Below are 26,509 nucleotides of genomic sequence, written 5' to 3'. Positions count from 1 at the left end.
GGCTAGAACTCAGGGATCTCGATGCGTTCGTCGATGGCGCCAGCAAACGCCAACCGCAATGCCTCACGAATGTGGGATGCTTCGGAATCGATCACGGTGCCAAAGCCAAGTCGTGCCGCCTCGGCAAGTCGTTGCTTCGACGACGAGGCTGGCCGGATCTCTCCGGCAAGACTGATCTCGCCCACGACGGCCATCGCTGCCGGATAAGCCTTGTCTTTGTAGGCGCTGGCAATAGCCAACGCGATGGCGAGGTCGGCGCCAGGTTCAGTGACCCGGATGCCGCCAACGGTAGAAACATAAACGTCGAAGCCCGAGAGCGGGATTCCGGCTCGCCGCTCCAGCACCGCGAGCAGCATGGCAACTCGTGACGCGTCGACGCCGTTGACGACGCGACGTGGCTGCGGGGCTTGCGACTTGACGATGAGGGCTTGTACTTCCACCGGGAGTGCGCGCCGGCCTTCGAGGGCGATGGTGACGCAGGTGCCGCTGACGGGGCGGCGGGCGTGGGAGAGAAAGAGGCCGCTGGGGTCGGAAACTTCGGCAATACCTTCGCCGGTCATTTCGAAACACCCGACCTCGTCGGTGGAGCCGAAACGGTTCTTGTGTGCGCGAACGAAGCGCAGGGCTGTCTGGCGGTCGCCTTCGAACTGCAGCACGACATCCACGAGGTGTTCGAGCAGTCGGGGGCCAGCGATGGTGCCGTCTTTGGTGACATGGCCGACGAGAAGCACGGGAAGGTTGCGATCTTTGCTGACACGAATCAGGGTGGAGGCAACTTCGCGTACTTGCGAGGGGCCACCGGCGATGCCTTCCGTTGCTGCGGACGCTACGGTCTGCACGGAGTCAACGATCACCAGTTGGGGTTTGACGTGATCGATTTGCCCGAGGATGGTGCCGAGATCGGTTTCGGCGGCGAGAAAGAGTGAGGGGTGCAGGGCGTTGGTGCGTTCAGCTCGCAAGCGCACTTGGCTGACGGATTCTTCAGCGGTAACGTACAGCACCCGCTGACCGGATGCCGCAGCGCGTGAAGCCACTTCGAGCAGCAGGGTGGATTTGCCGACACCGGGTTCGCCGCTCAACAGAATGGCGGCACCGGGAACAACGCCCCCGCCAAGCACCCGGTCGAACTCGTTGATGCCGCTGGGCCAGTGGGCCACAGATTCGGCACCGATCTCGGTGATGGAACGCGCGCCACTATTGCCTGACACCGCAACGGTAGCGACACGTTTGGTGATGCCGGTGGCTGCGTCGGTTACGGTGCCCCACTGTTGGCATTCGCCGCAGCGACCAACCCATTTGATGCTTGTCCAGCCGCACTCAGTGCAGCGAAAATTACTTACGGGTCGGGCCATGCTTCAACCCTAAGTGCGGCGACTGACACTCTGGGGCGACGACGAGGGTTCGTTACTAGTGCGGCCTTCCGTTGACGTTCGCGGAGCAGTGCCCTTCTAGGCGAGGCTCAGAAAGAGTTTCTCGATGTCGTCGGCCGACATGCCGTCATGGTTGCCTTCGCCATCCGCATCATCGACCGCGCAGGACTGCATAGCGTTGGCGATGATTAGGTAGCCAGCGCGGTCAAGTGCTTTGCTGACGGCGGCGAGCTGCGTAACGACATCCTTGCAGTTGGAGTCCGGGCCGATGGATTCGGTGAGGGCACGCAGTTGGCCCTCTGCCCGCTTGAGACGATTCATGACCTTGCGCATGGATTCGGGGTTGTGGCCGTGGCCTGTCCCTGTGACGACACCAGCCTCAGCGTTGGCATCAGTGTCGGTCTGTGCGGTTGTTCCTGTGTTGGTACTCATGAGCGGTCCCAGGCAATCGTTCCGCCGCGAACATTCGCGACGCGGTATCCCAATCCCATGAGGGTTCGGGCGGCGCTGGCGGAGCGCATTCCGGTGTGGCAAATAATGACAACTTCGGTATCAGCGTTAAGACGTGAAACGTTCGCCTCGAGGGTGTCGAGGGGAATGTTGCGCGCTCCCGTGGCGTGGCCGCGGGAAAACTCTGCTTTGGTTCGCACATCAATGAAGTTCGCTCCGGAGGCGATGCGGGCGCGAGCCACGGCTGGCGATACGGTGTCGAACTTCTTACCGAAGATGCTGGATAAGAAAGCCAAGGCTAGTTCTCTTTCGTGATGGGCAGGCCGGAATTGCGCCAACCTGAAGTGCCGCCTTCGACGTTGACGGCGTCGAAGCCTTGCGTGCTCAGCCATTCGACGGCCTGGCTGCTGCGACCGCCACTCTCGCAGATGACATAGACGGTGTTATCGCGATCGAGTTCTTCAACCCGGGCAACAAGTTCTCCGAGGGGAATGCTGTCGGCGGTTGGCGCATGCCCCGAAACGTATTCGAAGGGTTCGCGTACGTCGATGATGATGGGGTTGGTCAGTGCGGAAAGTGCGTGAGCGTCGATGGTGTTCATTGTGTGATCCTTTTGCGTTGTGCTGGTGGGGAGGCCGGATGAGGTTTTTGCTGGGTTAGGCGGTTGCCGCTACCCACGTGCGGTAGCCGCCGTCTAGGTTGACGGCGTCGTAGCCATGTTGGGTGAGGATGCGCACGGCGGTATGACCGCGCTGGCCGACTTGGCAGTGCACGATGACGCGGCGGTCGCCGATTTCGGTCAGGCGGCTGCGAAGGTCGTCGAGGGGAATGTTGACAGCGTGGGGGATGGCGCCGCGCCCGAATTCGGCGGCGGTTCGAACATCCACCAGCAGGGTTCCTGCCGCGAGTTCCGCATCAATCTCGTGCCACTGAATCGAGGCGCTCAGGCCGTCGCGCAGGTTTTTGGCAACATACCCGAGGTGATTGATGGGATCTTTGGCTGACCCGTACTGCGGTGCGTAGGCGAGCTCGAGATCCGCAAGGGCGCTAGCGGTAAGGCCGGCGCTCACTGCTGTGGCGAGAACATCCATCCGCTTATCGACACCGTCACGGCCAACGGCCTGGGCGCCAAGAATGAGATCGGTGTCGGCGTCGACGATGAGCTTGAGCGAGAGCGACTCGGCACCGGGGTAGTAGCCCGCGTGCGAGACGGGGTGAGTGTGGATGACGCGGATAGCGCGACCAGCAGCCCGCAGCGCACGCTCGGTTGAGCCGAGGCTGGCGACGGTGAGCTCAAAGACCCCGACAATGGCGGTGCCGAGAGCAGGCTTGGAGTGCACCTGATCGCCGGCGAGAGTGTCGGCAAGGTAGCGTCCGTCACGGTTGGCGGGACCAGCGAGCGCAACGAGCTCGTGCTCGCCACTGATCGCGCCGAGCTTCTCAGCCACATCGCCGACCGCATAGATATGGGGCTCGCTGGTCTGGTAGCCAGCAGTGACGCGGATGCCGCCAGCGGCGCCCACAGCGAGACCCGCGTGGACTGCGAGCCCATTGTCGGGTCGCACCCCAACAGCCGCAACAACGACATCAGCGGCCACGCTTGAGCCATCGCTGAGCTTCACGCTGGAGTCACTAACGGCAACAGCTTCGGTACCCACGCGCAGGTCGACGCCATGCTCGCGCAGGTGCGCTTCGATGGGGGTGACCATTTCGGAGTCGAGGGTGCTGAGAACGTGGGCTGGGCGCTGCACGAGGGTGACCTTGAGGCCGCGCTTGGCGAGGTTCTCGGCCATCTCCACGCCGATGTACCCGGCACCCAACACGACTACGTTCGCGGTCGTGGTGTCGAGGTCGCCAAGGGAAGTGTGGAGGGCATCGACGTCTTCGATGTTGCGGAGCACGAGCATCCGCTCACTGCCGGGGATCGCCGGAAGCGTGGCGCTGGCACCAGTGGCAATGACGAGTTCGTCGAAACGTTCAGTGTTTGTGGTGTCGTCGACGCTGTTGTGCACGGTGATGGTGCGCTCGCCGGGGTTGATGGCGGTGACGTTGTGGTTGACACGAACATCGAGGCCGAAGCGGCTGCCGAGGCTGGCCGGGGTTTGGAGGAGCAGTTCGTCGCGGTCAGTGATAACGCCACCGAGGTAGTACGCGAGGCCGCAGTTGGCGAAAGAAACGTGCCCGCTGCGTTCGAAGATGATGATTTCGGCGTGCTCGTCGCGGCGGCGCATGCGGGTGGCGAAGGACATTCCGGCGGCGACTCCACCGATTACGAGGATGCGGCGGGGGTAGTTTGTGGTGGTAGTGCTCATCTCGACACTATACCCGTGGGGGTATGGTGCACGCGAACTGACGTTAGCGGCATTGGCGTCATAGTCGACAGGTCACCACCTTGCTTAGATCATCTCAGGCTAGCCTGACCGTAAGCGTTTTGTGAGGAATGCGCGATTTTTGTGGGCCGAGTCCCTACGATGGAAAGTCGAACAAGGGAGCAAAAGTGGCAACTGGCAGCAAAAACATTGACCCCCGGTTTGATCCGGCCTTTCAGCGCGGCTATACCGAAGGTCAACAGGGCGCCCACTCCGATGCCGTTCGAGCGGCCAATACCGTAGACGCCCTTCGCGATGACGTTGCAGGTTCTCAATACTCTCGTCCGCAACAGCAACCTCGCCAGGGTTCTGTTCCTGCCCCCAGTCCCGCTCCCGGGGTTAGCGCCAGTGTTGGTGCCCCAGCCCCAGCCCCGGCCCCGGCGACGCGAACCGCGGATGCTGGTTTCGCCCCTACGACGCAGTCCAATGGTGGCCAGGAATCCCCAACCGACACTCACGTCATGGGGCAGAACGGATTAGCGCCGCAGTCTCACTATGTGGATGACGCTGGCTCCTTGGCCGAGATTGTTCCGGATGCCCGCGTCAAGAGCTTCGTTCGCAACCCCTGGATCTGGGTGCTCTGGATCGTGGGGGTGCTCGGGCTGGTATTCGGTGCCGGAATCCAGGTGTGGACGTATGCGGTCTACTATCGTTCGAATTCTCCTTCGCTCGGAAACTTCGACTGGGTGCAGGCGCTGCAGGCGGTTTCCCCGTACCTCACTCAACTCGGGGCCATGTCTGTCGGTTTTGCGCTGCTCGTTCATGCCCTCAACTGGATGCGCAAGAACCCGTGAACGCACTGCCTCTAGATCTGTACTAAACTCTGTCCCGGTACCGTGTCCGAGCGGCCGAAGGTGCAACTCTCGAAAAGTTGTGTGTGTGAAAGCGCACCGTGGGTTCAAATCCCACCGGTACCGCCATGTGATCTCGCAAGACATAGGAAACTCTCGAACCCTCAGGGGTTCGGGAGTTTTCTTTGTTTCTGGGGTTGGTAGTCGCGTTCGGGGTTGATGGTGAGCTCGCGGAGAAGTTCCCCTGTGGTGGCGTTGACGATTCTGACTTCGTGGTCCTGGATGAGCAGGATTACGTGGGTTCGGGCGTGGGTTCGTCCGATGCCGATGTGGTGCATTCTGGAGTTGATGCGCAGGGTGACGACGCCGGAGTCGTCGATCCGGTCGTGTCGTATTCGGTTGTGGGTGTCGTTGTCGCGGCTTCCGGATGGTTGGGCTTTTGGCATGCTCGAGTAAAGGGTGGCCGGGGTTGCTTGGTGAGGTAGCGAGCGGTGGGGTCGCCGGTGGTTGTATTCGTCGGTGAACTCGTCGAGCAGGGTTTGCAGTTCGGCGATAGTGGTGGGCTGGGGTGATCGTGCGCGAAGCCATTTCTTTAGTGTTTGTTGGAAGCGTTCGACTTTGCCCTGGGTCGTGGGGTGGTTGGGTCTGCCATTTTTCTGGGTGATGTGGAGGCGGCGGAGTTCTGTTTCGAAGGCATTGCGGCCGCCTTGGCGGCCGAGGCCGGAGAGGCGGGTGGTGAAGACCATGCCGTTATCGGTGAGCGTGGAGGCCGGGATTCCGTGGGTTGTGGTGGCTTGTCGGAACTCGGCCAGCACGATCGAGGTAGTGACGCGGGTGTGGGCGGTGATGCGGATCGCATAGCGGGTGCAGTCATCAATCCAGGGCAGGATCTCGGTGTCGTGTCCGTTTGCGAGGCGGTAGTGGGTGAAGTCGGATTGCCACGTTTCGTTGGGCATCGCGGCTTCGAAACGAATGTAAGAGGAGCGGGGTTTCTTCTTCGGCTCGGGGGTCACCAGGCCCGCACGGGTGAGGTGGCGACTGATTGTTGCTGAGGAGACGGTGACGTTGTGGTGGTGGTGAAGGTGCCAGCGAATGGTGTCTGGGCCGGCGTCGAGTCCTGCGGCTGCGAGGGTTTTGCGCAGGGTCGTGATCAGCTCAATGGTTGTTGTGGGAGTTTGGTTCGGGTTGCTGTGTGGTCGTCTGGAGCGGGGCTCGAACGCGGCCTCGCCCTCGGCGCGGTAGCGGGCGACGAGTTTGGACACCCAACCTTTTGAGACGCCGTAGGTTCGGGCCACTTCGGCTTGGGTTCGACCCTCGAGGGTGACGGCAGTGATGACGAGCTTGGCTTTGGACACACTCTGATCGTGGCTGAGAAGTTTCCCATGTCCCGAGAGATGCGTTTCCTATGTCCTGAACGAACACACCACCGGTACCGCCATGTGATGTCGCAAGACATCGGAATAACCCGAACCCACGGATTGTTGGGTTCGGGTTATTTTTTTGCTAATCGGTTACTAGTCGCAAGTTGGTCTTCGTCATTGTTCGCGCGCAGTTGGGCAGAGAGCAGCTCGGAGGAAATTCACGTTCTCATGATCCCGGCGCGAATGCGCTGAGAGTGCGCACGGCTAAGAGCAGTGAGTAGTCGTCGCCTACGTTGCCGGCGAAGACAACGTAGGGGATTCCCATTGCGGGGCCCCCGACGGGCTCCCAGACTGACACGATCCCAGGCAGCAGCGGCCCGCGAACGATGGCGTGACGAATTGCGAGACCGTGGGTCGCTACGTCTGACGAGGTAATACCGCCCTTGGCGATGACGAACCTCGGCCGGGCGCGAGCCAAGATGCGTTGGACGACGTCGACGACCGCCGCAGAGACAGTGCGAGCGATTTCCAAGCTTCGCGTCGGGTCGTTGGTCCTCACGACCGTGCGGCTGGTGTGCAGAATGACGTCGGCATCGGTCAGGGCGTTTACGATCTGATCAACAACTAAGTCGAGGTAGCCGCTGGCTTCCGCTGGAGATTGAGTCGACAGCAACTTTTCAACATTCAGTTCCACCACGAAGGCGGACGCATGGTTTTCTTTGAGGTGCGACAGTTGTCGAGTCGTGGTGCTGACGTGTGAACCCACGACGATGAGGCCGCCACCATGCACCACGTCTTTTTTCCCAAACACCTCAGCACTAGTCAGGGGGGCGCGCACCGCTTGTCCGATGCGGGCGCGCACAAAGGGCGGTCCGGCCCGATAAACGAAGTTCTTTCCGCGACGCTCGGACTCGGCGAGACCGAGAGCGAGCATTCGTAAGTCATTCTCGGTGACGGCGTCAACAGCAACGTGGGCACCCTCTGTCGCCGCCTCCAGTGCGTCCGCGATCGCGAGTGACCCCGCGCGCACGACGGCAAGGTTGATTTCGATCACTGAAGTTGCTGGAACGCGTCCCGCGCTTTTCTCGTCGACATAGTCGGCTATCCGGGAGTGAGAAAAGCCGAAGGTCGCATCACGAGCGAACTCGGTGTCGGCTACGGGGGTGAGTTCGTCGCTCAACGAGCGCATGTAGTGCACGCCGTCGATAGTTAACCTGCCAGCTTCGGGAAAAGCTAGCACGATGACGATGCCGTCGACTTTGACCGCATTCAGTCGCTGTGAAGTTTGAGCAATAACATCAGTTTCTAGCGGAAAATGCCCCCGCAGGGTTGAGTCTCCGCGGCTCACGAAGGCTAGAGGGGTGCCTTTTGAGGCTTTCGTCGCGTTGGTAACAACTTGTCTATTGCGCTCAGCGGCTTCGTCCGCCGATAGACCGCGAGTGTTGGTGAGGACGTAGATCGCCGGAACTCGCAAGTCGAATGCCCAGCGAAAATCCTGAGGCTGCCACTGCGTCAACACCGGCAGGTCTGCGACAGACTGGGTCCCGGTGGGATCGTCATCGAGGACGATGAGAACCCGACCGTTGGCGGCGTTCGCTACCGTCGCGGGGCTCACCTGAACCTCTGGCGGAAATGCAGCCAACACTCTCTCGGCGAGTTGAGGGCGCGAGGCAGTTGATGAGGGAACGAGCGCGTCGGGGCTCATGAGGCTCGCGGCTCGGTATGAAAGTTGATGGGGGAGCTCAGGGCAAAATTTGCGGTGCGTTGAGGGCGTCCGATTGCCAGAGAGAAGGCGGGCCGCGACAGTATGTCGGTGTTGCTTGGCTCAAAGCATGTGAAATTCATGGTGGTTCCTCGTTATCGCGATAGGGGACATCTGCGTCGAATCGTGTGAGGCGGTCAATGGCAATCAGGTGTCAAAAGCATGCCGCCGCTGAGCCAGGTGGTGGCAGGCGGGGTCGACTCAGGATAATCCTATAGGAAACACGATTCATTGGCCATACGTGCTGCCCGTCGACGAACTAATTGCTCTAGGCGGCGCGAAAGCCGATGATCTCGCCGCGCGGAGCTCGCTTGACAGCGGAATAGCAATCGTAGATGCTATAGGAAGTATGAAAGGGTCATAGCTTGGTTCCCGATCATGCTTCCGCCCGTAACGTTCGATCGAAGGAGATCTCCCTCATGGCTGCTCACACAAAACGCCCCAGGTTGGCGCTCACTTTGGGAGATCCGGCGGGCGTTGGGCCGGAACTGGGCGCCATGCTCTTAGCTGTAGAGGCCAACCTTCACAAGGCTGAGGTCTACATCTTGGCCTCTGCGTCGGAACTCGAGGCGGCGTGCAACGACGCTGGAGTTGCGGTTGCTTTAAGCGATGTGCCCAAGCCTGGTTTTGCCACGCTGCTCGATGATCACACCGAGTCCACGGAGCCTATCCTCAAGGGGGTCGTTTCCGAGGCTGCAGGCAGTCGCGCTATGCACCAGCTGCGCAGGGCGGTGGCGCTTGCTAACGCGGGAGAAGTCGAGGCCATTGTTTTCACTCCGCTGAATAAGACCAGCCTGCATTTGGGCGGGATGGACCAAGAAGATGAGTTGCGTTGGTTTGCTCAACAGCTGAGTTACGAGGGAACCACCTCCGAACTAAACGTTCTTGACCGTCTTTGGACCGCCCGGGTCACTTCCCACGTCTCGCTGAAAGAGGTCGCGGAACGCGTGAATGCTCGCGCAGTAACTGCGGCTATCCAGCTCCTCCATGATGTTCTGCGCGACTCAGGAGTCGCCGCTCCTCGAATTGGTGTTGCTGCGCTAAACCCGCACAACGGCGAGAACGGACTGTTTGGCCGAGAAGAGATCGACGAAATCGCCCCGGGGGTAGCAACTGCCCGAGAACTCGGTCTTGACGCTAGCGGTCCCTTCCCGTCCGACACTATTTTTCTAGCACGCCACAAGTTCGATGGCATCGTCACCCAGTACCACGACCAAGGTCAGATCGCGATGAAGCTTCTCGGGTTTGAGGGCGGCGTGACGGTTCAGGGCGGGCTGCCTGTCGTGATCGCAACGCCTGCTCACGGTACAGCTTTCGACATTGTTGGAACAGGCACCGTGAACCTAGCGTCCACGCAGAACGCCTTCGACGTGGCGGTAGCCGTGGCCGGACGCAGGATGGCCTCGCTCGAAGCGCAGCGGTGATGCAGTCCCCGGCCTGACTAGGGCCTCACTAGCGAACTAGCACCAATCAAATGAACAATGAAAGGTACGACAATGAAGTCAGTATTTCGATTAGCAGCAATCACCATCACCTCGGGCTTGGTGCTCGCCGGTTGCAGCGCTGGGGGCGCTGACAGCGAATCTGATGAGTACTCGGCCAGCGGGGTCAATCGCATCGTTGTTGCAATGGCAGCCGGCGGCGGAAGCGACCGCTCCGGTCGGATCATTTCGCAGATTCTGAACGATAACGAGGCTGGGTATTCCACCGTGGTTGAGAACCGTGAAGGCGGCGGCGGTGCGGTGGGTTGGTCATACTTCTCTGCTCTTACGGGTCAGCCGGATAACCTGCTCGTGGCCGAGACCGCTCTGCATACTCTTCCTCTTCAAGAGGGCGTAGATGTGCCATTCACTTACAAAGATTTCACCCCGATCGCATTGTTCGCGGAAGACTCCCGCATGGTAGTAGCTCCCATCGGATCGCCGTACAACACGTGTTCCGAGCTCATCGACGCCGGTGCTTCCGTCAGCCTGCTTTCGGGCATCAGCGGCACGTTCGGGCCTGACGGCATGGTGCTCTCGTCCATGGAAGATGCCGGGCTTGTGGCAGACCGAGTGCCGTATGGATCGACTGGGGAAGTCGTGACGGGTTTGCTTGGAGGACAGATTGATTTTGCGCCAGCCAGTGCGGCCGCGGTTAAGCCATACATTGAGAGCGGCGACTTCAAGGGGCTCTGCACTTTCTCCGCCGAGCGCTACGAATCTGATCCGTTGCTTGCCGATATTGAAACTGCTCAGGAGCAAGGAATCGATGCAACCGTCGTCTTATGGCGTGGCGTGCTCGCTCCCGCGGGAATCACCGATGGTGAGCGTGACTTCTGGATTGACCAGCTCAAGGAAGCGTTCACTGATCCGGCCTACGCGGCCTATCTTGAGTCCGACCTGCTAATCCCGAAGCAGATCTACGGTGACGAATTTGCGACATACCTTGACGAGTATGACGCCACCATCCAGACATACTTCACTTCCTAGAATGACCAGCTCGCTGACCAGCGCTGAGCCAAAGCCTCGCGCACGTATCGAGGTTCTCGTTGCCTATTCAGTGCTCGCGCTGGTCGGCGCAGCGTTCTTCGCTTTCTCTTTCCAGTTCGATTTTACGAACTCCCGTGGGCTCGTCGGGCCGGGGCTCCTGCCTCGTGTCAGCGGGCTGATTTTGGTGATTCTCTCTGTACTCCTGATCCTGCAGGAGGCGCTGCGGGGTTCGCTTCTCGTCGGCGACTCTGGCGTAGCTGCGGATTCCGCCAAACCGAGCCGTAAGACGGTGCGCAAGCTTGCCACCGTCTTCGGTCTGATTACGGTAACGCTGCTCGTGGTTCCGTTCCTAGGGCTGATCGTGTCTCTCACGATTCTGGTGTTCGTCTTGACGATGTTCGTGGAGCGAATGCCCCGCATTCCTTCAATCATCATCACGGTTTCTGCCGGAGTGGTTGCCTATCTTCTCTTTGTCGTCGCTCTCCAATTCCGCCTACCCATGGGCATTCTCGAGGGGATCCTCTAATGATCGACAATTTGATTATCGGGTTCCAAGCCGCCCTTTCGGTCGAGAACCTCATCTGGTGTTTCGTCGGGGTCCTGCTGGGAACCGTCATCGGCATTTTGCCAGGGCTGGGGTCCGCGACTGGAGTGGCAATCCTGCTCCCCTTGACTCTCGCTTTTGATCCGCTGACCGGACTCATCATGCTTGCCGGGATCTATCACGGTTCGCAGTATGGAGCCACGATTACCGCAATTTTGATTGCGACCCCCGGAGAGGCATCCTCGGTCGTCTCGACCTTGGACGGCTATCAGATGGCCCGCAACGGACGGGCAGGTCCTGCTCTTGCGATATCCGCCGTGTCCTCATTCGCGAGCGCTATCGTCTCGGTACTCCTGCTGTTTTCTCTCTCTCAAGTCTTTGCCGATATTGCATTGGGATTTGGCCCCATCGAAATCCTCGCCATTATGGTGTTTGGGTTCGCGACCATCTCAGTCTTTGCTGCTGGTAATGTGCTTCTCGGGCTAGCGATGAGTACCGTCGGCGTGCTCTTGGCATGTGTCGGGATCGACATGGGCACAGGAGTAGCTCGATACACGTTCGGCAGTGTCGACTTGTTCTCTGGGATTCCGTTTGTCGAAGTTATGATCGGACTGTTTGCTCTCGGGGAACTGCTCAGCCAGTTGGATAAGGGGGCTCCAGCCCCGATCCGTGCCCGGTTCAAAGACATGTTGCTGACCAAAGAAGACATTCGACGCGCGACGCCCGCAACGTTCCGTGGCATGGTTATCGGTTTTGCCGTAGGGATCTTGCCCGGAGCCGGTTCGACACTGGCATCATTTCTGGCCTACGGGAGCGAGAAGCGTTTTTCTAAACACCGCAGTGAGATGGGTAGTGGAGCAATCGAAGGCGTTGCCGCACCGGACGCGGCCACCAGCGCGGCCACAAATGGTGCGTTCGTTCCCACGCTCACCCTCGGGGTGCCAGGTGGTGCCACCACGGCCGTGTTGCTGGGGGCCTTCCTGCTGTACGGCATCACGCCAGGACCGTTGCTATTTGAACAGCAACCGGTGCTGGTGTGGGGATTGCTAGTCTCGTTCCTTATCGGCCAGTTCTTTCTTCTGGTGCTGAATTTGCCCATGGCCCCAGTGTTCGCCCAGCTGTTGCGTTTGCGCTACGGCTACTTGTATCCGCTGATCATCTTTACGTCATTCATCGGCGCCTACGCTATCTCCAACAACTCATTCAGCCTTTGGGTCGTGCTCGTATTTGGCGTCATCGGCTATTTGATGAAGCGACTGAATTTTCCGATTGCTCCACTCGTGCTCGGACTAGTTATCGGCCCGCTGTTCGAGAAAGCGCTGGTGCAGACATCCGCTCTCACAAGCGGCGATTCATCGGTAATTTTGCAGAGTCCGACCGCCGTCGTGATCCTGACAGCAGCTCTGCTGCTTTTGGTTGGGCCCAAGATCGTCGCTCTGATCCGTGGCAAGAAAGGGGCCTCGGGACTGGGTATCGAGAACCCAGAAACGTCGCTAGCGGAAAAGTTCGCTGGACGCGATAGTGGCGATACTGATCATCGCGAGAAGTAGCCCGAAATGCTGCCCTTTAGCGAGCAACGTTCAACCTATAGAATGCGAATATGCCTGACAACTTGACGCCGAAGTCAAAAACACTTGTCCGGGAGGTGCTCGCCGATCACGTGTATGAGGCCATCCTGCAGACCTTGCTCAACGGTGAGCGTGAGGCCGGAGCGAGCATAAGCATCGACGGAGTCGCGCGCGAACTCGGGGTATCTCCGACTCCGGTTCGAGAAGCATTGACGAGACTCGAGGCCACCTCAATGGTGCACAGGGTCGCGCTAAAGGGCTACCGGGTAGCACCGCTGTTTACGCCCGTTGAGTTAGCCGAATGGATGGATGCGCGGCTGGTAATCGAATCAGTGATCACGCAAGAGGCGTGTCAGAGGGGCACCGCAGAGCTGACTACCGCTCTCGAGAAATCGATAGACGGCCTGCGCGCTACTCCGCTGGGTGGTTCATATGCGGAGTTGCGAGCCTACTGGGAGGCCGACGAGCTGTTTCATCAATTGATTGCCGAAAACGGCGGCAACCAGTTTCTCCTAGCTGCGTTTAACTCGCTCGGTGGCCAAGTTCAGCGGCTTCGGTTTTTCAATTGGCAGGATGGAAGCGACGCAGCTAAGACAATCGCTGAGCACACCAGCATATTGGAAGCGTTTAGAACCGGAGACGCGGTAGCGGCACGCGCAGCGATGACAGTGCACCTAGAGTCTGTTAAATCTAGAGCCTTGAGCGGGGCCTCTACCGAGTAGGCCGTGCTCGATCAGGCGATCAGGCGATCCGGCCGCGCGCCACCATACCGTCGTCGACGGCTGCCGAATGCGCTGCCTTTGCGCATGCGCTTGAGGATTCAGCTGGCCAGTTGATTTGAGAACCTTCCGGTACAAAAATGCCTCTTACTCCCTTTTAATTGCAAGGGAGTAAGAGGCATTTTGTATTCCAGCATGCTCGCCGCGATGTTGCCTATTCAGCTCGATCTTGTCTGTTGTGACGCTAGTAGGAGTTGACTCTCGGCTTAGGCCGACGTGCTGACGGTGGGTGCCGGCTCCGCTTCGGTGTCAGCCTTCGGATTCTTGGTTACCAAACTCACTCCGATGAGCGCGACGAGAGCCACTGGTAGCGACACTACGACGGCGTTAATTTCCTCTGACATGCTACTGAGCTGCCAAATCACTGTCATTAGGCCACCGGCGATCATTCCGGAGATGGCGCCAGCGGGAGTTGCCCGCTTCCAGAAGAGAGCTGCTAAGACCACGGGCGTGATCGAGACCCCGTACATCGTGTAGGCGTACATTTGGAGGGCGAGCACGCTGGGGAAGAACTGCACCATCACATAGGCGAGTACTGCGACGCCGAGAACGGACCAGCGACCGAGTACGAGTGCTCGCCTCTTGTCGACCTTGACGTGTTTGAACTGAAACACGAGATCGTGCACGATGTTGCCGGAGCACGAGAGTAGATACGATGACCCGGTCGTGATGATGAGTGCGAATGCTCCTGCCAGCAACATGCCACCGATGCCCGCCGGCGTGTAACCGTTGGCACCGAGAGAGATCACGGCCATGTCTGCGGTGACATCAGGCTGCAGGAATGACGATGCAGACGCGAGCAAAATAATGGGGCCGATAATGAGTATCGCCCCGAAGAAGAAGCCGATCGTTGCCGTGCGGGCGGCGCGCTCAGACTTAGCCGCCGCCAGACGCTGATGCATATTTTGGTCGCCCAAAATAAGCAAGAAGAGCGGCAAGAAGAATCCCAGCATCTGAATCGATGTCAGGCCGCCGGTAATGGATCGCAGGGCGGGGTCGAGCTGATTGACGTAGCTACCCCAGCCGCCAACGTCGTTGATGAAGACGAAAAAGACAGACGCGATAAGCGCGATCGCCACAACGAAAGCGGAGAAGAAGTCCGTCCATGCGACGGACTTAAGCCCGCCACCCATCGCAAGGAAGGTGATCAGGAGGGCTGCCACGATGGTTCCTTGCACCGGTGATAGCGGTGTAATCAAGCTGAAAATATAGCCAGCACCGGTAAATTGGTAGGCCGTGATGCCGATATAGGCGACTAATACGATCACTGTCCCCAATACCCGAACACGCTTTCCAAACCGCGCCTCCAGTAGCTGGGGGATCGTGTAATGGGACATTCGTCGAACCTTTGTCGCTAAGAAATACAGGCAGATAATGCCGAGGAACGTGCCCCCAAAGAAAACAAAGCCGGCAAGTGGGCCGTGACTGTAGACGAAGTTGGCACCGCCGATGATTGAGCCGGAGCCTACAAACGTGGCAAGTAGCGTTCCAGTGAGCACTGGTGCGGGCAGGCTGCGACCGGCCAGGACGAAGTCGTCGCCATCGCTAACTGCCTTAGAGCGGGAGAACCAGATCCCGATCGCGATCATGAGGGCGATGTAGACCACCAAGATGACGACGTGTGTCGTTTGCATGTATATCTCTCTTCGTCAGCCCTGGAAGCGTGCGTAGGGGTTTCAACATTCTGACGAGAGAATCTACATTTTGCAATATTTTTTGCAAAATAGTTTCGGCTCGTAACATGCAAGAAATCTATACAGGTTCGACCAAATCTAGAGCGGCCCACAATGCTTCGACCTCGCGAAGAGAAGCTGTGGTCTGCTGGGGGTTTATCGTTGCCAGCTCGGCGAGAATCGCCTGCACGACCGAGATGGCGCCCACGATCGAGGGCACAAAACTTACCCCCTCGCTGGGCACCAAGAAGGCTTCTTCAGCCAGATCGGAGAGCGACGAACGCCGATCCGCCAACACAACGATGTGTGCACCACGACTCTTCGCGATCTCTGCGACACTGTGGACGAACTTGCTTGATCTCCAAAGATTGCAGGTCAGTAGACAGTCGCCTTCGCCCAATAACTTGATGCGATTTACCAAACTTGTGCCGGAGGATGTGAGCAGTTCGATGTCGTAGCCCATCATCTGTCCCATGTGACTGAGCTGGATTCCCGGGGCTGCATAGCTGCCAGTAGCAACAACTGCGGTACGTCGGGCATTGGCAAGGATGCCGGCGACACGTTTCACCTGGTCTTCATCGATTGAGCGCGCAATGACATTCAAGTTGCGCAAGTCGGCAGCCATGGCGGCCTGGGTGAGGCTCGTAGTTGACGTGGAATGTTCGGCGAGTAGCCCCTCACTTGTCATCGTTGCGAGGTAGCGGTGGCGAAGTTCTGACTTCATCGAAGGCCAGCCTGAAAATCCCAAGAATTGGGCAGCCCTCACTACGGTTGCAACGTTGACTGATGCTTGATCGGCCAGTTTCTGCGCCGAAAGGTAAGACGCTGCACCCGGATCAGCTTTGATCGCGGCCACCACGAAACGTGTGCCCGAACTGACCTTGCGATCAAGGGTGAGCGACTCTAACCAATCGTTGAGCTGGTGCATGGCACTTCACAATCCTGCAAAAAACTTTGCATTTCGGTCGCACTCTGTGATGATTTACCTCAAGATACTTCTCACTGACTCATTCTCGATCATGGAAGCCGCGGTATGTCGCACATGAACTCACTTCGCATTATTAATGCATCCGTCCTCGATATAGCGACGGGCACGATCCTTCCCGGGCGCACAATCGCCATCCGTGACGGGCTAATCGCTGAGGTTAGCGATTCGGCCGTCACGGGAGAGCTGTTTCCGGGCGAAGAGCTCCTCGACGTTGCGGGCAAGATTGTGATGCCGGGGCTCATCGATGGCCACGTGCATGTCATGGCGGGCACTGCAGATCTCGGCGGATTGTCCTCGTGGTCGCCAAACTATGCCGCCGCACAATCCGCGCGCCTCATGAAAGACATGCTGCACCGCGGATTCACGACCGTGCGCGACGTCGCCGGTGCAGATTATGGTCTGGCACAAGCCGTAGAGGAAGGGCTCTTTGTCGGGCCACGTGTCGTCTTTGGGGGCAAAGCGCTCTCTCAGACCGGCGGTCATGGCGATATGCGCGGGCCAGGCTCGTCGTTCCAGGACGACCACCAATGCTGTCCATCAATCAGCATCATCTGCGATGGTGCCGACGCTGTTCGCAAGGGTGCCCGAGATCAACTGCGAACGGGAGCCAACCACGTAAAGATCATGTTGTCTGGGGGAGTGGCCTCACCGACCGACCGGGTGGATTCGACCCAGTTCTCAGACGAAGAAATCGTTGCCGTTGTAGAGGAAGCGCGTGCGGTGAACCGCTACGTAACCGGGCACGCATACACGGCTCGGGCCGTAAACCGTGGTCTCAAGCTAGGGGTCAGGTGCATCGAACATGGCAATCTCATCGACGACGAGAGTGTCGCCTTATTCGTCGAGAACAATGCCTACTTGGTTCCGACGCTCATTACCTATCAGCGCCTCAAGATCGACGGCGTAAAGAACGGTCTCTCTGAGTCAAGCCACGAGAAGGTGGACCTTGTGCTCAACGCTGGGTTAGAAGCGCTGGCGCGCGCGACCCGGGGCGGGGTCAACGTCGTCTTTGGCACAGATTTGCTCGGGGATATGCAGCAACACCAGAGTGAGGAATTCAGTGTGCGGGCTCAAGTGCAGAGTTCCTGGGAAATCTTGCGTTCAGCCACTCTGACGGCGGCGGAGCTGATGGGCATGGAGGGTCAAGTCGGGGTCATCGCGCCGGGTGCCTTCGCGGACCTGCTGGTGCTGAACAAGAACCCATTGGACGACGTGACGGTGCTGTCGGAACCAGAGACTTCTATCGATCTGATTCTCAAGGCTGGTCACGTTGTAGATCGTTAGGGCGCAGCAGTGGAAGATCTTCGCTAGTTTTCCCCCACACAAGGCGAGTACCCGCGCTATCCAGTGACATCACTGGCCGCGACAGGCACTCGCCTTTTGTGATTCCGTTTGAGCAAATTTCGCTGTTGGGCAGAAAAGTCCGTCTAGATCTGCCGCCCTCTCGCAGTTTTGACACGGCGAGACAAAGACTTGTAGTCTTGCCGAAAGTTTTCCTAAGAACATAAAAGGTTTACAAATAGGCAACACCGCCTAAAACCCGAATAAGCGTACGGTCAGGCGAGTTTTCGCTGGCCCTCTCTCTAGCGCTCACCCAATTTTCGCAATGCAAGGAAGCAGGACGAACTCATGACCACCGACCCAAACCGCGACGAGCTCGAACGTCGTCTCCAGGAAATCGAAAAGAACGAGGCCGGTGACGCGGTGCACGCGCCACTCAGCGCGCGAACCCTAACGGTGTTCCTCGCCATTGCGGCTACAGTCGTCATTCTTCCTCTCGCGCTCACGGTGCTGCTATGAGCGCGTCGGAGCCGGACACCCAGACACGGTCGCAGAAGGTTGCCGCGTCGGTAGCTGACGAAGCGACCTACAGTTCTATGCCGCTGCTCAAGTCTGAGCGGGTCTGGAAAGCGACCGATTTCACGTGGGTGAACGTGAGCCTCGCGATCGCGACGTGGGCGTTCCTCATTGGTGGTTCCACCGTGCTTCTCGTCGGCTTTATGGACGGAATCGCTGCGATGCTTATCGGCAACAGCATCGGATTGTCGGTGATGGCCCTCGGCAGTGTTGTGCTGAGCCAACGCCTCGGTGTTGAACAGTACCGAACCCTCCGCTCCGTCTTCGGCGGAATCGGCGTCGTCATCGTCGTCTTCACCATCGTTCTTCTCGTTGAAGCCGGGTGGACCTCCCTTCTCGGTGTGATGTTCGGTCGAGCGATCGCCCAGATCTCGAATCAGGCCTTCGGCACCGATTTTGCTGCTGGCGGCCCGATCGTGATTGCCTTCGCACTTCTCGCTTTGGCGGCCGGCTGGTACCTGCTCTCCCGTGGGCCCGTCACCATTAGCAAGCTCAACAGGTTCGTCGCCCCCGGGCTGATCGTTGTCGTCGTCATCATGATGGCGCTGCTCATGAGCCAGCACTCTTTCCAAGAGTTGCTTGAGGCCCCACCGATTGCGCCCTTCGATGACGACCAGCTGAACTTCGCTATTGCTATCGAGTTCAATATTGGTGCCGGACTCTCCTGGTGGCCGGTGATGGGCACGCTCGCGCGCCTCACCCGCAGCCCCAAGAGTGCGCTCTGGCCCACCTACTTGGGAATCTTGCTCGGCACCGTCGTGGCCCAGATTGTTGGAATGGCAGCGGCGCTGCTCATCGGTGAGTCCGACCCCACCGCGTGGATGGTTCCCGTGGCAGGCCCGATTCTTGGCGTGCTCACACTGTTGTTCGTCGGCTTTGCCAACGTAACCAGCATGGCGGCCATCGCCTACTCGACAGTGCTCGCCCTGAAGCAGTCGAGCGGACGCGTTCTCGAGCGCTTTAGCTGGCCGGTTCTGTGCGCACTATTCTTAGCCCTCCCGGCAGTCTTGGTCTTCTTCCCCGATTTCCTCTACGGCCAATTCCAGACCTTCGTGATTATCAGTGGTGCTTTCGTCGCGGCGATCTGTGGCGTCATCATTGCTGACTACTTCCTCTTGAGGCGTCAGCGGATCCAGCTGCGGGCACTGTACGCGTCCGGAACGGGAGCCCCTTTCCGGTTCCACGGCGGCCTAAACATTGCGGCCATGATCGCTATCGCGGCATCCGCCACGTTCTATTTCTGGGTCTACAACCCGATCACTTTAGAAACTCAGCCGATGTTTAGCTGGACGACCGCAACGGTTCCCGCTGTGGTTCTGGCGATGCTCGTCTACCTGCTCATGAGTTGGGTGCTCAACATCCGCGGAAATCGTGGCGGATACACCGCCCAAGACACTTTCGAGAATGCAGGAACCAAATGAGCAAACGATCAGTGCGTGCCGCCGTCTATCGCGGCGTAGAAAAACACGTTGCCGTCGAAACCTTGCAGCTGGATGATCCGAAAGCCTCCGAGGTGCGCATTCAGGTGCGCGCAGCGGGAGTATGTGGCTCGGACCGTCACGTTGTAGACGGTGAGTGGAATGTGCCGATGCCCGCCATCATGGGGCACGAGGCGGCCGGGGTAGTCGAGTCGGTTGGTGCCGAAGTTCGCAACATCGCAGAGGGCGATCATGTTGTGGTGGCGTGGCACCAGGCCTGCCAGCGCTGTGCAGAATGCACCAGCGGGGCTCCCTGGGCCTGCCGTTTCGTTCGGTCCAACGACTCGATGCTCCCGGATGGAACCACGCGGTGGCACGACTCTGATGGCGTTGAGATGCACCCGTATCTCGCCGTGGGTGCCATGAGCGAGTACATCGTCGTGCCGGAATTTGCGGCGATCCCGATTCCGCATGATGTTCCTTTTGCGGTCGCCAGTCTCATCGGATGCTCGGTCGGCACTGGGTATGGAGCCGTCGTCAATAACGCCAAAGTCACTGCCGGTGAGAGCGCCGTCGTCATCGGTGTCGGTGGCGTTGGACTCTCGATCGTGGCCGCCCTGCGGCTTGCCGGGGCCAGCCCCGTGATTGCGGTCGACGTCTCAGAAGAGAAGCTCGCTCAGGCCGCCCTGATGGGAGCGACTCATGGTTTCTTGAGCGATGAGCATCTCGTTGAGAAGATTAACGCGCTGACCAATGGTGGAGCCAATGTGGCTTTCGAAGCGATCGGTCGAATTGCGACGATGGAACTGCTTCCTGACCTCATCCGTCCTGGTGGGCGTGCAGTTTATGTCGGGTTGCCTCCGGAGAATACGCGAGTGGAGCTCGACGCACTTCAGTTGGCATACGACGGCAAGACGATCATTGGGTCGAACTATGGTGGCCTTGTGCCGGCGCGAGACTTCCCGCGCATCGCTAAGGCTTACCTCGATGGGCAGTTGCCCATAGAGAGCATGATCGGTGCCAACATTGCTTTAGACGATGTGGATGATGCGTTCCGTGCGTTGCGCGATGGGGACAACGGTCGACGCGTTATTGTCTTCGACGACGAGACCACGCCGTAACCGGAGGTCGAGAGCTGAATCGCTGAATCGCCGCAGCCCCAGAGCGGTAGCCACAGAACAGTAGCCCCAGAGCAATAGCCGAGTAGCACCAGCCAAGTACCCGTAGCGGAGGTCACATGAGGATCGCACTTCTTCAAAGTGTGAGCAGCGCGTTGAACCCTGACACGAATTTTGACGCGTTGATGGTCGCCGCCGAACGCGCCGCCGCTGCGGGGGCTCAGGTGCTCATCACGCCAGAGCTGTTCGCCACGGGGTACGTTCCCGAGCAATTGGGCGCTTGGCTCGCCCGCGAGAAGATTGCCGGTTTTGCGGAGCGTTTCGCGGCGATCGCTCGGGCGTCGGGCATCGCTATCGTCGGCAGCTACCCGGCAGCGCGCGCGGTCACCCGCTCGACTACTAGTGCAGCCGGTGACGACTCAGAAACTGACTACGAGATCCGTGCCGGTCTGTGGGATGACGCGGGCAAGAAGCTTGTGGAGTACGCCAAAGTGCACCTCTGGTCGGCATCCGAGCACGCCGTGTTTCAGCCCGCGAATGCACTCTCAGAGATCGTGGTCCTTCACGGGCGACGAGTGGCCCTCCAGATTTGTTACGACATCGAGTTCGCGGAACCAGCGCGTGCTCTGGCCAGTCGCGGCGCGGAAATACTCTTCGTGCCCACCGCCATCGATGCGGGAGGGCGCTATGTCGCCGAAACTATCGTGCCGGCTCGCGCCGCCGAAAACGGAATCTACGTCGCCTACGTAAACCATGCGTCGTTGACCGGCGATGTCAGCGACTTTCTGGGTGGCAGCGTCGCGGTTGGCCCGGAAGGCGTTCGCCTTGCGCAGGCTGCGGCAGCTCCCGAGATGCTCATCGTTGACGTTCCCGAATCTGGTCGGGTTGCCGACTCAGCAGATTACCTGGGCGATCGCCGCCCCGAGGTTTATGCGGCTTGGGAAGCCGACTCTCGCGCCGCTCAAGAGGGCCGCTAAAGAAGGCTCCAATAAGGAGGGGTTCCTTAGCGGCCGCTCAGTAAGAACCGTTGATCAGGTCGTGCTGCTGGCATCGGGCCTGATCGGCCCGACATTGGCTATGGGCTGCAGCGAGACTTTGAGAATGTCTTCGAGCGTTTCGCGCACGAGCGATTCACGCTCGAGGCGGCTCCGATAGCTCACCAGTTGGTACGAAGCGGTGGCATCGACCAGCGCAAAGAGCACAAGGGCGGCGCGTTCTGGTCTCGCCGGCGCGAATTGTCCCCGCTCTTGCCCGGCTTGGATGATGCCGGTGGCGAGCGCGATCCACGAGTCCATGGCGTCGCGAGCCGCTGCCGCGAGGGCGTCGTTTCTGCGCCCCACGCTCCAGGCGTCGCACCACACTTCGCCGACGTTGTCGCGGCTGGGGTCGGCGAGGGCGTCGAGAAGTGCCCGAAACTGCTCGAGCGGTTCGGTTGGTGTGTGGGCGTGACGCGTAACTTCGGAGATTTCTTGCTCGGCGATAGCCGAGAACGTGTTGGCGACGAGAGCATCCATGGTGGGCACGTAGTGGGCGATGAGCGGGGAAGTTACGCCGCAGTGGGCGGCGAGGTTGCGGAGCGAGATCGCGGCTAAGCCTCGAGTGAGCGCGATCGTTTTGGCGGCGTCTCGAACTTCGAGCGCGCGTTCAGCGGGGTCGCGTCGTCGTGCGGTGCGTGCTCCCATGCCAAAAGTCTAGCCGGTATTGACTCTTATTGAGTAGGTGGTAAATTAGAGCTTATGAGAACAATCAACCGCGACGTCGTAATTGTCGGGGCCGGCGCCACCGGCCTCACCGCAGCCAAAGAACTCGCGAACGCGGGCAAGAGTGTTGTCGTGCTCGAAGCGCGCGATCGCATCGGCGGGCGACTCTGGACGAACTCTATCGAGGGCCAGATGTTCGAGCTGGGCGGCCAGTGGGTCTCGCCCGACCAAACCGCACTCCTCGAGACCCTCGACGAATTAGGCCTCGAAACGTATTCGCGCTACCGCGAAGGCGACAACGTTTACGTTTCTCGCGACGGACAGCTTCGTCGCTTCACCGGTGACATTTTCCCGGTGGGTAAAGAGACAGAAGCCGAAATCACTCGACTGATCAATGTTCTCGACGCTCTCGTCGCCGAGATCGATCTCCAAGCTCCGTGGGCTCATCCGCGGGCAGCTGAGTTCGACAGCGTGACCTACCTGGCGTGGCTCGAAAGCCAGAGCGCCGATGCCGAAGCTGTCGACAACATCGCGCTGTACGTCGCCGATGCGATGCTGACCAAACCCGCTCACGCTTTCTCGTTGCTACAAGCTCTGTTAATGGCGGCAAGCGCCGGTAGCTTCAGCAACCTTGTCGATGCCGACTTCATTCTCGACAAGCGCGTTGTCGGCGGTCTGCAGCAGGTTCCCCTTTTGCTGGCACAGGCACTCGGCGATGATGTCGTTCAGCTTTCCCAACCGGTGCGCGAAATCCGTTGGGATGGGGCGGCGGCCACTGTCTCGACCGACGAACTCACGGTCACCGCGCAGCACGTCATTGTGGCGGTACCCCCGAACCTGTACGACCGCATCGACTACGTTCCGGCGCTGCCACACCTGCGCCAGCAGATGCAGCAGCACTCGTCGCTCGGTCTGGTCATCAAGGTTCACGCCACCTACGAGACGCCGTTCTGGCGAGAAGCGGGGCTCTCGGGCACTGCTTTCAGCCCGTACCAGCTGGTGCACGAGGCCTACGACAACACGAACTATGAAGAGGATCGGGGCACCCTCGTAGGATTTGTCGCGAGCGAAAAGGCCGACGAACTTCTCGCGCTTTCTCCCGAAGACCGCAAGCGCCGCATCCTCGAATCGTTCGCCGTGTTTTATGGCGATGCAGCGCTCGCGCCGGTCGTCTATTACGAAAGCGATTGGGCCTCGGAAGAGTGGACTCGCGGCGCCTACGCTGCCAGCTTCGACCTCGGTGGGCTTAGCCGCTACGGCGCACTTCAACTTGAACCCGTTGGCCCGATTCAGTTTGGCTCCAGCGACCTTGCGGCGGAAGGCTACCAGCACGTTGACGGCGCCATTCGCGTGGGCAAACGACTGGCATCCACCATTATTGACGCGTCGAAGGGCTAACTATGCGCTGGAGAATGCCATCGGAAACGGCCGCCCACGAGCGCACCTGGATGGCATTCCCGCGCATCGGCGAGACGCTCGGTGCGACTGACGCTGAACGCGAGCTCGGCTATGCCGCCTGGGCTGATGTCGCGAATGTCGTCGCCGAGTTCGAGCCGGTGTCGATGGTTGTTGACCCCACCGAGATGATTCGTGCCCGGCGGATGCTCGCCAGCAGCATCGAGCTGCTTGAAGCACCGCTCGATGAGTTTTGGATGCGCGACATCGGTCCCACGTTCGTGCTCGACGATCACCGCCCCGGCGTGCTCGGCGCAGTCGACTGGATCTTCAATGGCTGGGGTGCTCCCGAGTGGGCCGAGTGGGAACAGTCGGCCAAGATTGCGCGGGTAGTGGCTGAGGCCACCGGCGCCGAGCTCGTGAGTTCCCTTCTCGTTGCCGAGGGCGGCGGGCTTCACGTCGATGGCGAGGGCACCGTGCTGCTCACTGACACCGTGCAGCTCGACCCGCGCCGTAATCCGCTCGCCGACCGGGCTCGCGTCGAAAGCGAAATGCTGCGCACGATCGGCGCGACTCACGCGGTGTGGCTGCCGCGCGGTCTCACGCGCGACTACGACGACTTCGGCACGAACGGCCACGTCGATATTGTGGCGACGATCGCCTCGCCGGGGCGCGTGTTGCTGCACGCCCAACCCAACCCCGAGCATCCAGACCACCAGGTCATGGCCGAGATTCGGGCCAGCCTTGAGAGCCAGCGGGATGCCGCCGGTCGTGCCTTTGAGATCGTCGAGCTGCCAGCGCCCGCCGTGCTGCGCGACGACCACGGCTTCGTCGACTACAGCTACGTTAACCACCTCGTCGTCAACGGGGGAGTAATTGGTTGCGGCTTCGGAGACAGCGCTGCGGATGCTCGTGCCGCCGAGATTCTGGGCGACGCCTATCCCGACCGCGATGTTCGTATGGTCGACTCGCGCGAGATCTTTGCGCGCGGGGGAGGCATTCACTGCATCACCCAACAACAACCGCTGCTGCCCGGCCTCGGCGACGATGCTGCTGCCGCGCTCGAACCCGGAGCGATCGTATGAGCACCTTCGACGTCGTAGAAGCGTCCATCGCCGAATTGCAAGAAGCGCTCGCCGCGGGCACCCTCACGAGTGAAGCGCTTGTTGCTGCGTACCTCGAGCGGATTGATCGCTATGACCGCAGCGGGCCGCTACTCAACGCCGTCGTGGTGCCCAACGCCGAGGCGCTCGCCGAAGCGCGCGAATCGGATGCACGCCGGGCCGCCGGCCAGCTGCGCGGGCCGCTCGACGGCATCCCGTACACGGCCAAAGACAGCTACCTGCATCGCGGACTTACCGCTGCGGCAGGAAGCCCGGCCTTCGCCGACCTGATGGCGATGCGGGATGCCGCCACGATTGGTGCCCTGCGCGATGCCGGAGCGATCTGCCTCGGCCTCACCAACATGCCCCCGATGGCCAATGGCGGAATGCAGCCCGGCGTCTACGGCCGCGCCGAGAGCCCGTACAACGCTGAGTACCTGACCGCCGCCTATGGCTCGGGGTCGTCGAACGGATCGGGCACCGCAACGGCCGCGAGTTTCGCCGCCTTCGGCCTCGGCGAAGAGACCTGGTCGAGCGGCCGGGCCCCGGCATCCAACAACGCATTGTGCGCTTACACGCCCTCGCGCGGAGTCATCTCGGTTCGGGGAAACTGGCCGCTCGTGCCGACGATGGATGTCGTCGTGCCGCACACCCGCACCATGGCCGACCTGCTCGCCGTGCTCGACGTGATCGTGTTCGACGATGCGGATACTCGGGGCGACTTTTGGCGCTCGCAGCCGTGGGTCGAGATTCCGGCGGCGTCGAGTGGGAGACCAGAGACGTATTTGTCGCTTATTGCGGATGCGGCGGCTGCAGCGGATGCCGCGGCTGACCCCGCTGATGCTGCGGCCGCGCTGCCGTTGGCGGGAAAGCGCTTCGGCGTTCCCCGGATGTACATCAACCGCGACACCGAGGCGGGCTCGGGCACGCGCGGAGTCGGCGGTCCGACAGGAACCGCGATTGACACCCGCCCGAGCATCCTGACTCTGTTCGACCAAGCGCGTCGCGATCTCGAAGCCGCCGGCGCCACCGTGGTCGAGGTCGACTTTCCGGCCGTTTCGAATTACGAAGCCGACCGCGCCGGCGCCCCCACGATCGCCACCCGCGGTCTCGTGAGCCCCGAGTTCTTGAAGCGCGAAATCGTCGACCTGTCGGCGTGGGCGTGGGAAGACTTTTTGCAGGCCAACGGCGACCCGAACTTCTCCACGATCGTCGGTGTCGACGGCAGCACGATCTTCCCTGTGACACCGGGCACTCCGCACGATCACTACGACGGGTTCGAAGACGACATTGCGGTGTATCCGACGCAGGTGCGCGACCACCCGTACGCGTCATTCACCGACATCCCCGAACTCGAAAGCGGCGTGCGCGGTCTCGAAGAAACCCGCCGCGTCGACCTTGAAGAGTGGATGCGGGAGCTCCAGCTCGACGCCGTAGCTTTCCCCGCGGTCGCCGATGTGGGCGCTGCAGATATGGGCACCAACCCCGCCACGGCAGCGGCCGGCTGGCGAAACGGTGTCTGGGTCGCGAACGGCAATCTCGCGATTCGGCACCTGGGCATTCCGACCGTGACTGTTCCCATGGGGCTCATGGACGACATCCGGATGCCCGTGGGAATCACCTTCGCCGGTGCCGCGTACTCCGACCTCGACCTGCTGCGCATCGGCGTCGCGTATGAAGCGGTGTCGCAGCGTCGGGTGGCGCCGCCGCGCACGCCGCCGCTGAGTGACTAGGCGGTTGGGGCGCGCTGGCGAGCATTGACACTCGCCTCGCACCCGCCGGAGCGGCACGG

At 60.3% G+C, this 26,509-nt stretch carries 24 protein-coding genes and 1 tRNA gene; 15 read left to right on the top strand and 10 right to left on the bottom strand.

All coding sequences use genetic code 11. The features are described from left to right. Positions 1–2: 2 nt before the first annotated feature. From radA to ON14_RS06500, 5 genes are all read right to left on the bottom strand, one after another. Complete coding sequence (radA, locus tag ON14_RS06520) at positions 3–1,352, bottom strand: DNA repair protein RadA (RefSeq protein ID WP_010203984.1); 1,350 nt, start codon at positions 1,350–1,352, stop codon at positions 3–5. A 96-nt stretch (positions 1,353–1,448) separates the two neighbouring features. Continuing rightward, on the bottom strand, positions 1,449–1,802 hold the full coding sequence (locus ON14_RS06515) for a metal-sensing transcriptional repressor (protein ID WP_010203983.1): 354 nt from the start codon (positions 1,800–1,802) through the stop codon (positions 1,449–1,451). Beyond that, entirely contained in the window at positions 1,799–2,116 is a 318-nt protein-coding gene (locus tag ON14_RS06510) for a rhodanese-like domain-containing protein (RefSeq protein WP_010203982.1), read from the bottom strand. The genes ON14_RS06515 and ON14_RS06510 overlap by 4 nt, the downstream gene beginning before the upstream one ends. Positions 2,117–2,118: 2 nt before the next feature. Continuing rightward, a complete protein-coding gene (locus ON14_RS06505) occupies positions 2,119–2,421 on the bottom strand; it encodes a rhodanese-like domain-containing protein (protein WP_010203981.1) in 303 nt (100 codons plus the stop codon). Positions 2,422–2,476: 55 nt separating this feature from the next. Then, positions 2,477–4,132 carry an FAD-dependent oxidoreductase gene (locus tag ON14_RS06500; protein ID WP_010203980.1) on the bottom strand — a complete coding sequence of 552 codons (1,656 nt, stop codon included), beginning with the start codon at positions 4,130–4,132 and terminating at the stop codon, positions 2,477–2,479. Positions 4,133–4,317: 185 nt separating this feature from the next. Between ON14_RS06500 and ON14_RS06495 the strand changes: the two genes are divergently transcribed. Together ON14_RS06495 and ON14_RS06490 are read left to right on the top strand one after the other, a co-directional pair. Then, positions 4,318–4,983 carry a hypothetical protein gene (locus tag ON14_RS06495; RefSeq protein WP_010203979.1) on the top strand — a complete coding sequence of 222 codons (666 nt, stop codon included), beginning with the start codon at positions 4,318–4,320 and terminating at the stop codon, positions 4,981–4,983. Positions 4,984–5,019: 36 nt separating this feature from the next. Beyond that, a tRNA-Ser gene (locus ON14_RS06490) sits at positions 5,020–5,109 on the top strand. A 35-nt stretch (positions 5,110–5,144) separates the two neighbouring features. On the opposite strand, the gene ON14_RS06485 is transcribed toward ON14_RS06490, so the two are convergent. Continuing rightward, positions 5,145–6,335, bottom strand: a complete 1,191-nt coding sequence (locus ON14_RS06485) for an IS481 family transposase (protein ID WP_010202060.1) — start codon at positions 6,333–6,335, stop codon at positions 5,145–5,147. Positions 6,336–6,567: 232 nt separating this feature from the next. Continuing rightward, complete coding sequence (locus tag ON14_RS06480; RefSeq protein ID WP_010203978.1) at positions 6,568–8,046, bottom strand: four-carbon acid sugar kinase family protein; 1,479 nt, start codon at positions 8,044–8,046, stop codon at positions 6,568–6,570. 476 nt (positions 8,047–8,522) lie between these two features. Here ON14_RS06480 and ON14_RS06475 point away from each other — a divergent pair, with 476 nt between their 5' ends. The 5 genes from ON14_RS06475 (at position 8,523) to ON14_RS06455 (ending at position 13,408) form a co-directional block, all read left to right on the top strand. Then, positions 8,523–9,527 carry a 4-hydroxythreonine-4-phosphate dehydrogenase PdxA gene (locus tag ON14_RS06475; RefSeq protein ID WP_010203977.1) on the top strand — a complete coding sequence of 335 codons (1,005 nt, stop codon included), beginning with the start codon at positions 8,523–8,525 and terminating at the stop codon, positions 9,525–9,527. A 72-nt stretch (positions 9,528–9,599) separates the two neighbouring features. After that, positions 9,600–10,574 carry a tripartite tricarboxylate transporter substrate binding protein gene (locus ON14_RS06470; RefSeq protein WP_010203976.1) on the top strand — a complete coding sequence of 325 codons (975 nt, stop codon included), beginning with the start codon at positions 9,600–9,602 and terminating at the stop codon, positions 10,572–10,574. 1 nt (position 10,575) lies between these two features. Further along, a complete protein-coding gene (locus ON14_RS06465) occupies positions 10,576–11,100 on the top strand; it encodes a tripartite tricarboxylate transporter TctB family protein (protein ID WP_010203975.1) in 525 nt (174 codons plus the stop codon). Beyond that, the gene (locus ON14_RS06460; protein ID WP_010203974.1) at positions 11,100–12,668 is read left to right on the top strand and encodes a tripartite tricarboxylate transporter permease; all 1,569 of its coding nucleotides are present in this window, start codon (positions 11,100–11,102) and stop codon (positions 12,666–12,668) included. Before ON14_RS06465 ends, ON14_RS06460 begins: the two co-directional genes overlap by 1 nt. 50 nt (positions 12,669–12,718) lie before the next feature. Further along, a complete protein-coding gene (locus ON14_RS06455; RefSeq protein ID WP_010203972.1) occupies positions 12,719–13,408 on the top strand; it encodes a GntR family transcriptional regulator in 690 nt (229 codons plus the stop codon). Positions 13,409–13,671: 263 nt separating this feature from the next. Here ON14_RS06455 and ON14_RS06445 read toward each other — a convergent pair whose 3' ends face one another. After that, a complete protein-coding gene (locus ON14_RS06445) occupies positions 13,672–15,099 on the bottom strand; it encodes a sodium:solute symporter family protein (protein WP_010203971.1) in 1,428 nt (475 codons plus the stop codon). 118 nt (positions 15,100–15,217) lie between these two features. Further along, entirely contained in the window at positions 15,218–16,066 is an 849-nt protein-coding gene (locus ON14_RS06440) for a MurR/RpiR family transcriptional regulator (protein WP_010203970.1), read from the bottom strand. Positions 16,067–16,171: 105 nt separating this feature from the next. Here ON14_RS06440 and ON14_RS06435 point away from each other — a divergent pair, with 105 nt between their 5' ends. The 5 genes from ON14_RS06435 (at position 16,172) to ON14_RS06420 (ending at position 21,496) form a co-directional block, all read left to right on the top strand. Continuing rightward, entirely contained in the window at positions 16,172–17,410 is a 1,239-nt protein-coding gene (locus tag ON14_RS06435) for a metal-dependent hydrolase family protein (RefSeq protein WP_010203968.1), read from the top strand. A 345-nt stretch (positions 17,411–17,755) separates the two neighbouring features. Then, positions 17,756–17,926 carry a hypothetical protein gene (locus ON14_RS15820; protein ID WP_158000077.1) on the top strand — a complete coding sequence of 57 codons (171 nt, stop codon included), beginning with the start codon at positions 17,756–17,758 and terminating at the stop codon, positions 17,924–17,926. Further along, a complete protein-coding gene (locus ON14_RS06430) occupies positions 17,923–19,404 on the top strand; it encodes a purine-cytosine permease family protein (RefSeq protein ID WP_010203967.1) in 1,482 nt (493 codons plus the stop codon). Before ON14_RS15820 ends, ON14_RS06430 begins: the two co-directional genes overlap by 4 nt. Further along, positions 19,401–20,522: an alcohol dehydrogenase catalytic domain-containing protein gene (locus tag ON14_RS06425; RefSeq protein ID WP_010203966.1), complete on the top strand. Its 1,122-nt coding sequence runs from the start codon at positions 19,401–19,403 to the stop codon at positions 20,520–20,522. Before ON14_RS06430 ends, ON14_RS06425 begins: the two co-directional genes overlap by 4 nt. 116 nt (positions 20,523–20,638) lie before the next feature. Continuing rightward, positions 20,639–21,496 carry a nitrilase-related carbon-nitrogen hydrolase gene (locus ON14_RS06420; RefSeq protein ID WP_026037563.1) on the top strand — a complete coding sequence of 286 codons (858 nt, stop codon included), beginning with the start codon at positions 20,639–20,641 and terminating at the stop codon, positions 21,494–21,496. A 54-nt stretch (positions 21,497–21,550) separates the two neighbouring features. On the opposite strand, the gene ON14_RS06415 is transcribed toward ON14_RS06420, so the two are convergent. After that, a complete protein-coding gene (locus ON14_RS06415; RefSeq protein ID WP_010203964.1) occupies positions 21,551–22,201 on the bottom strand; it encodes a TetR/AcrR family transcriptional regulator in 651 nt (216 codons plus the stop codon). Positions 22,202–22,255: 54 nt separating this feature from the next. On the opposite strand from ON14_RS06415, the gene ON14_RS06410 reads away from it, so the two are divergent. From ON14_RS06410 to ON14_RS06400, 3 genes are read left to right on the top strand one after another with little or no spacing between them, the layout of a single operon-like run. Further along, the gene (locus ON14_RS06410; RefSeq protein WP_010203963.1) at positions 22,256–23,617 is read left to right on the top strand and encodes a flavin monoamine oxidase family protein; all 1,362 of its coding nucleotides are present in this window, start codon (positions 22,256–22,258) and stop codon (positions 23,615–23,617) included. Between the two features lie 2 nt (positions 23,618–23,619). After that, on the top strand, positions 23,620–24,699 hold the full coding sequence (locus ON14_RS06405) for an agmatine deiminase family protein (protein WP_026037562.1): 1,080 nt from the start codon (positions 23,620–23,622) through the stop codon (positions 24,697–24,699). Further along, positions 24,696–26,450 carry an amidase gene (locus ON14_RS06400; RefSeq protein WP_010203955.1) on the top strand — a complete coding sequence of 585 codons (1,755 nt, stop codon included), beginning with the start codon at positions 24,696–24,698 and terminating at the stop codon, positions 26,448–26,450. Before ON14_RS06405 ends, ON14_RS06400 begins: the two co-directional genes overlap by 4 nt. The last annotated feature ends 59 nt before the right edge of the window (positions 26,451–26,509 follow it).

It is taken from the genome of Salinibacterium sp. PAMC 21357 (genome assembly GCF_000247645.1).
Taxonomy (GTDB): domain Bacteria; phylum Actinomycetota; class Actinomycetes; order Actinomycetales; family Microbacteriaceae; genus Rhodoglobus.
This window is presented reverse-complemented; position numbering and strand designations above follow the sequence as displayed.

What these genes read in the sequence shown, in the direction of transcription:
- radA (WP_010203984.1), bottom strand. Translation starts at nt 1,352, where the DNA reads ATGGCCCGACCCGTAAGTAATTTTCGCTGCACTGAGTGCGGCTGGACA.
- ON14_RS06515 (WP_010203983.1), bottom strand. Translation starts at nt 1,802, where the DNA reads ATGAGTACCAACACAGGAACAACCGCACAGACCGACACTGATGCCAAC.
- ON14_RS06505 (WP_010203981.1), bottom strand. Translation starts at nt 2,421, where the DNA reads ATGAACACCATCGACGCTCACGCACTTTCCGCACTGACCAACCCCATC.
- ON14_RS06500 (WP_010203980.1), bottom strand. Translation starts at nt 4,132, where the DNA reads ATGAGCACTACCACCACAAACTACCCCCGCCGCATCCTCGTAATCGGT.
- ON14_RS06480 (WP_010203978.1), bottom strand. Translation starts at nt 8,046, where the DNA reads ATGAGCCCCGACGCGCTCGTTCCCTCATCAACTGCCTCGCGCCCTCAA.
- ON14_RS06475 (WP_010203977.1), top strand. Translation starts at nt 8,523, where the DNA reads ATGGCTGCTCACACAAAACGCCCCAGGTTGGCGCTCACTTTGGGAGAT.
- ON14_RS06470 (WP_010203976.1), top strand. Translation starts at nt 9,600, where the DNA reads ATGAAGTCAGTATTTCGATTAGCAGCAATCACCATCACCTCGGGCTTG.
- ON14_RS06465 (WP_010203975.1), top strand. Translation starts at nt 10,576, where the DNA reads ATGACCAGCTCGCTGACCAGCGCTGAGCCAAAGCCTCGCGCACGTATC.
- ON14_RS06460 (WP_010203974.1), top strand. Translation starts at nt 11,100, where the DNA reads ATGATCGACAATTTGATTATCGGGTTCCAAGCCGCCCTTTCGGTCGAG.
- ON14_RS06455 (WP_010203972.1), top strand. Translation starts at nt 12,719, where the DNA reads ATGCCTGACAACTTGACGCCGAAGTCAAAAACACTTGTCCGGGAGGTG.
- ON14_RS06445 (WP_010203971.1), bottom strand. Translation starts at nt 15,099, where the DNA reads ATGCAAACGACACACGTCGTCATCTTGGTGGTCTACATCGCCCTCATG.
- ON14_RS06440 (WP_010203970.1), bottom strand. Translation starts at nt 16,066, where the DNA reads ATGCACCAGCTCAACGATTGGTTAGAGTCGCTCACCCTTGATCGCAAG.
- ON14_RS06435 (WP_010203968.1), top strand. Translation starts at nt 16,172, where the DNA reads ATGTCGCACATGAACTCACTTCGCATTATTAATGCATCCGTCCTCGAT.
- ON14_RS15820 (WP_158000077.1), top strand. Translation starts at nt 17,756, where the DNA reads ATGACCACCGACCCAAACCGCGACGAGCTCGAACGTCGTCTCCAGGAA.
- ON14_RS06430 (WP_010203967.1), top strand. Translation starts at nt 17,923, where the DNA reads ATGAGCGCGTCGGAGCCGGACACCCAGACACGGTCGCAGAAGGTTGCC.
- ON14_RS06425 (WP_010203966.1), top strand. Translation starts at nt 19,401, where the DNA reads ATGAGCAAACGATCAGTGCGTGCCGCCGTCTATCGCGGCGTAGAAAAA.
- ON14_RS06420 (WP_026037563.1), top strand. Translation starts at nt 20,639, where the DNA reads ATGAGGATCGCACTTCTTCAAAGTGTGAGCAGCGCGTTGAACCCTGAC.
- ON14_RS06415 (WP_010203964.1), bottom strand. Translation starts at nt 22,201, where the DNA reads ATGGGAGCACGCACCGCACGACGACGCGACCCCGCTGAACGCGCGCTC.
- ON14_RS06410 (WP_010203963.1), top strand. Translation starts at nt 22,256, where the DNA reads ATGAGAACAATCAACCGCGACGTCGTAATTGTCGGGGCCGGCGCCACC.
- ON14_RS06405 (WP_026037562.1), top strand. Translation starts at nt 23,620, where the DNA reads ATGCGCTGGAGAATGCCATCGGAAACGGCCGCCCACGAGCGCACCTGG.
- ON14_RS06400 (WP_010203955.1), top strand. Translation starts at nt 24,696, where the DNA reads ATGAGCACCTTCGACGTCGTAGAAGCGTCCATCGCCGAATTGCAAGAA.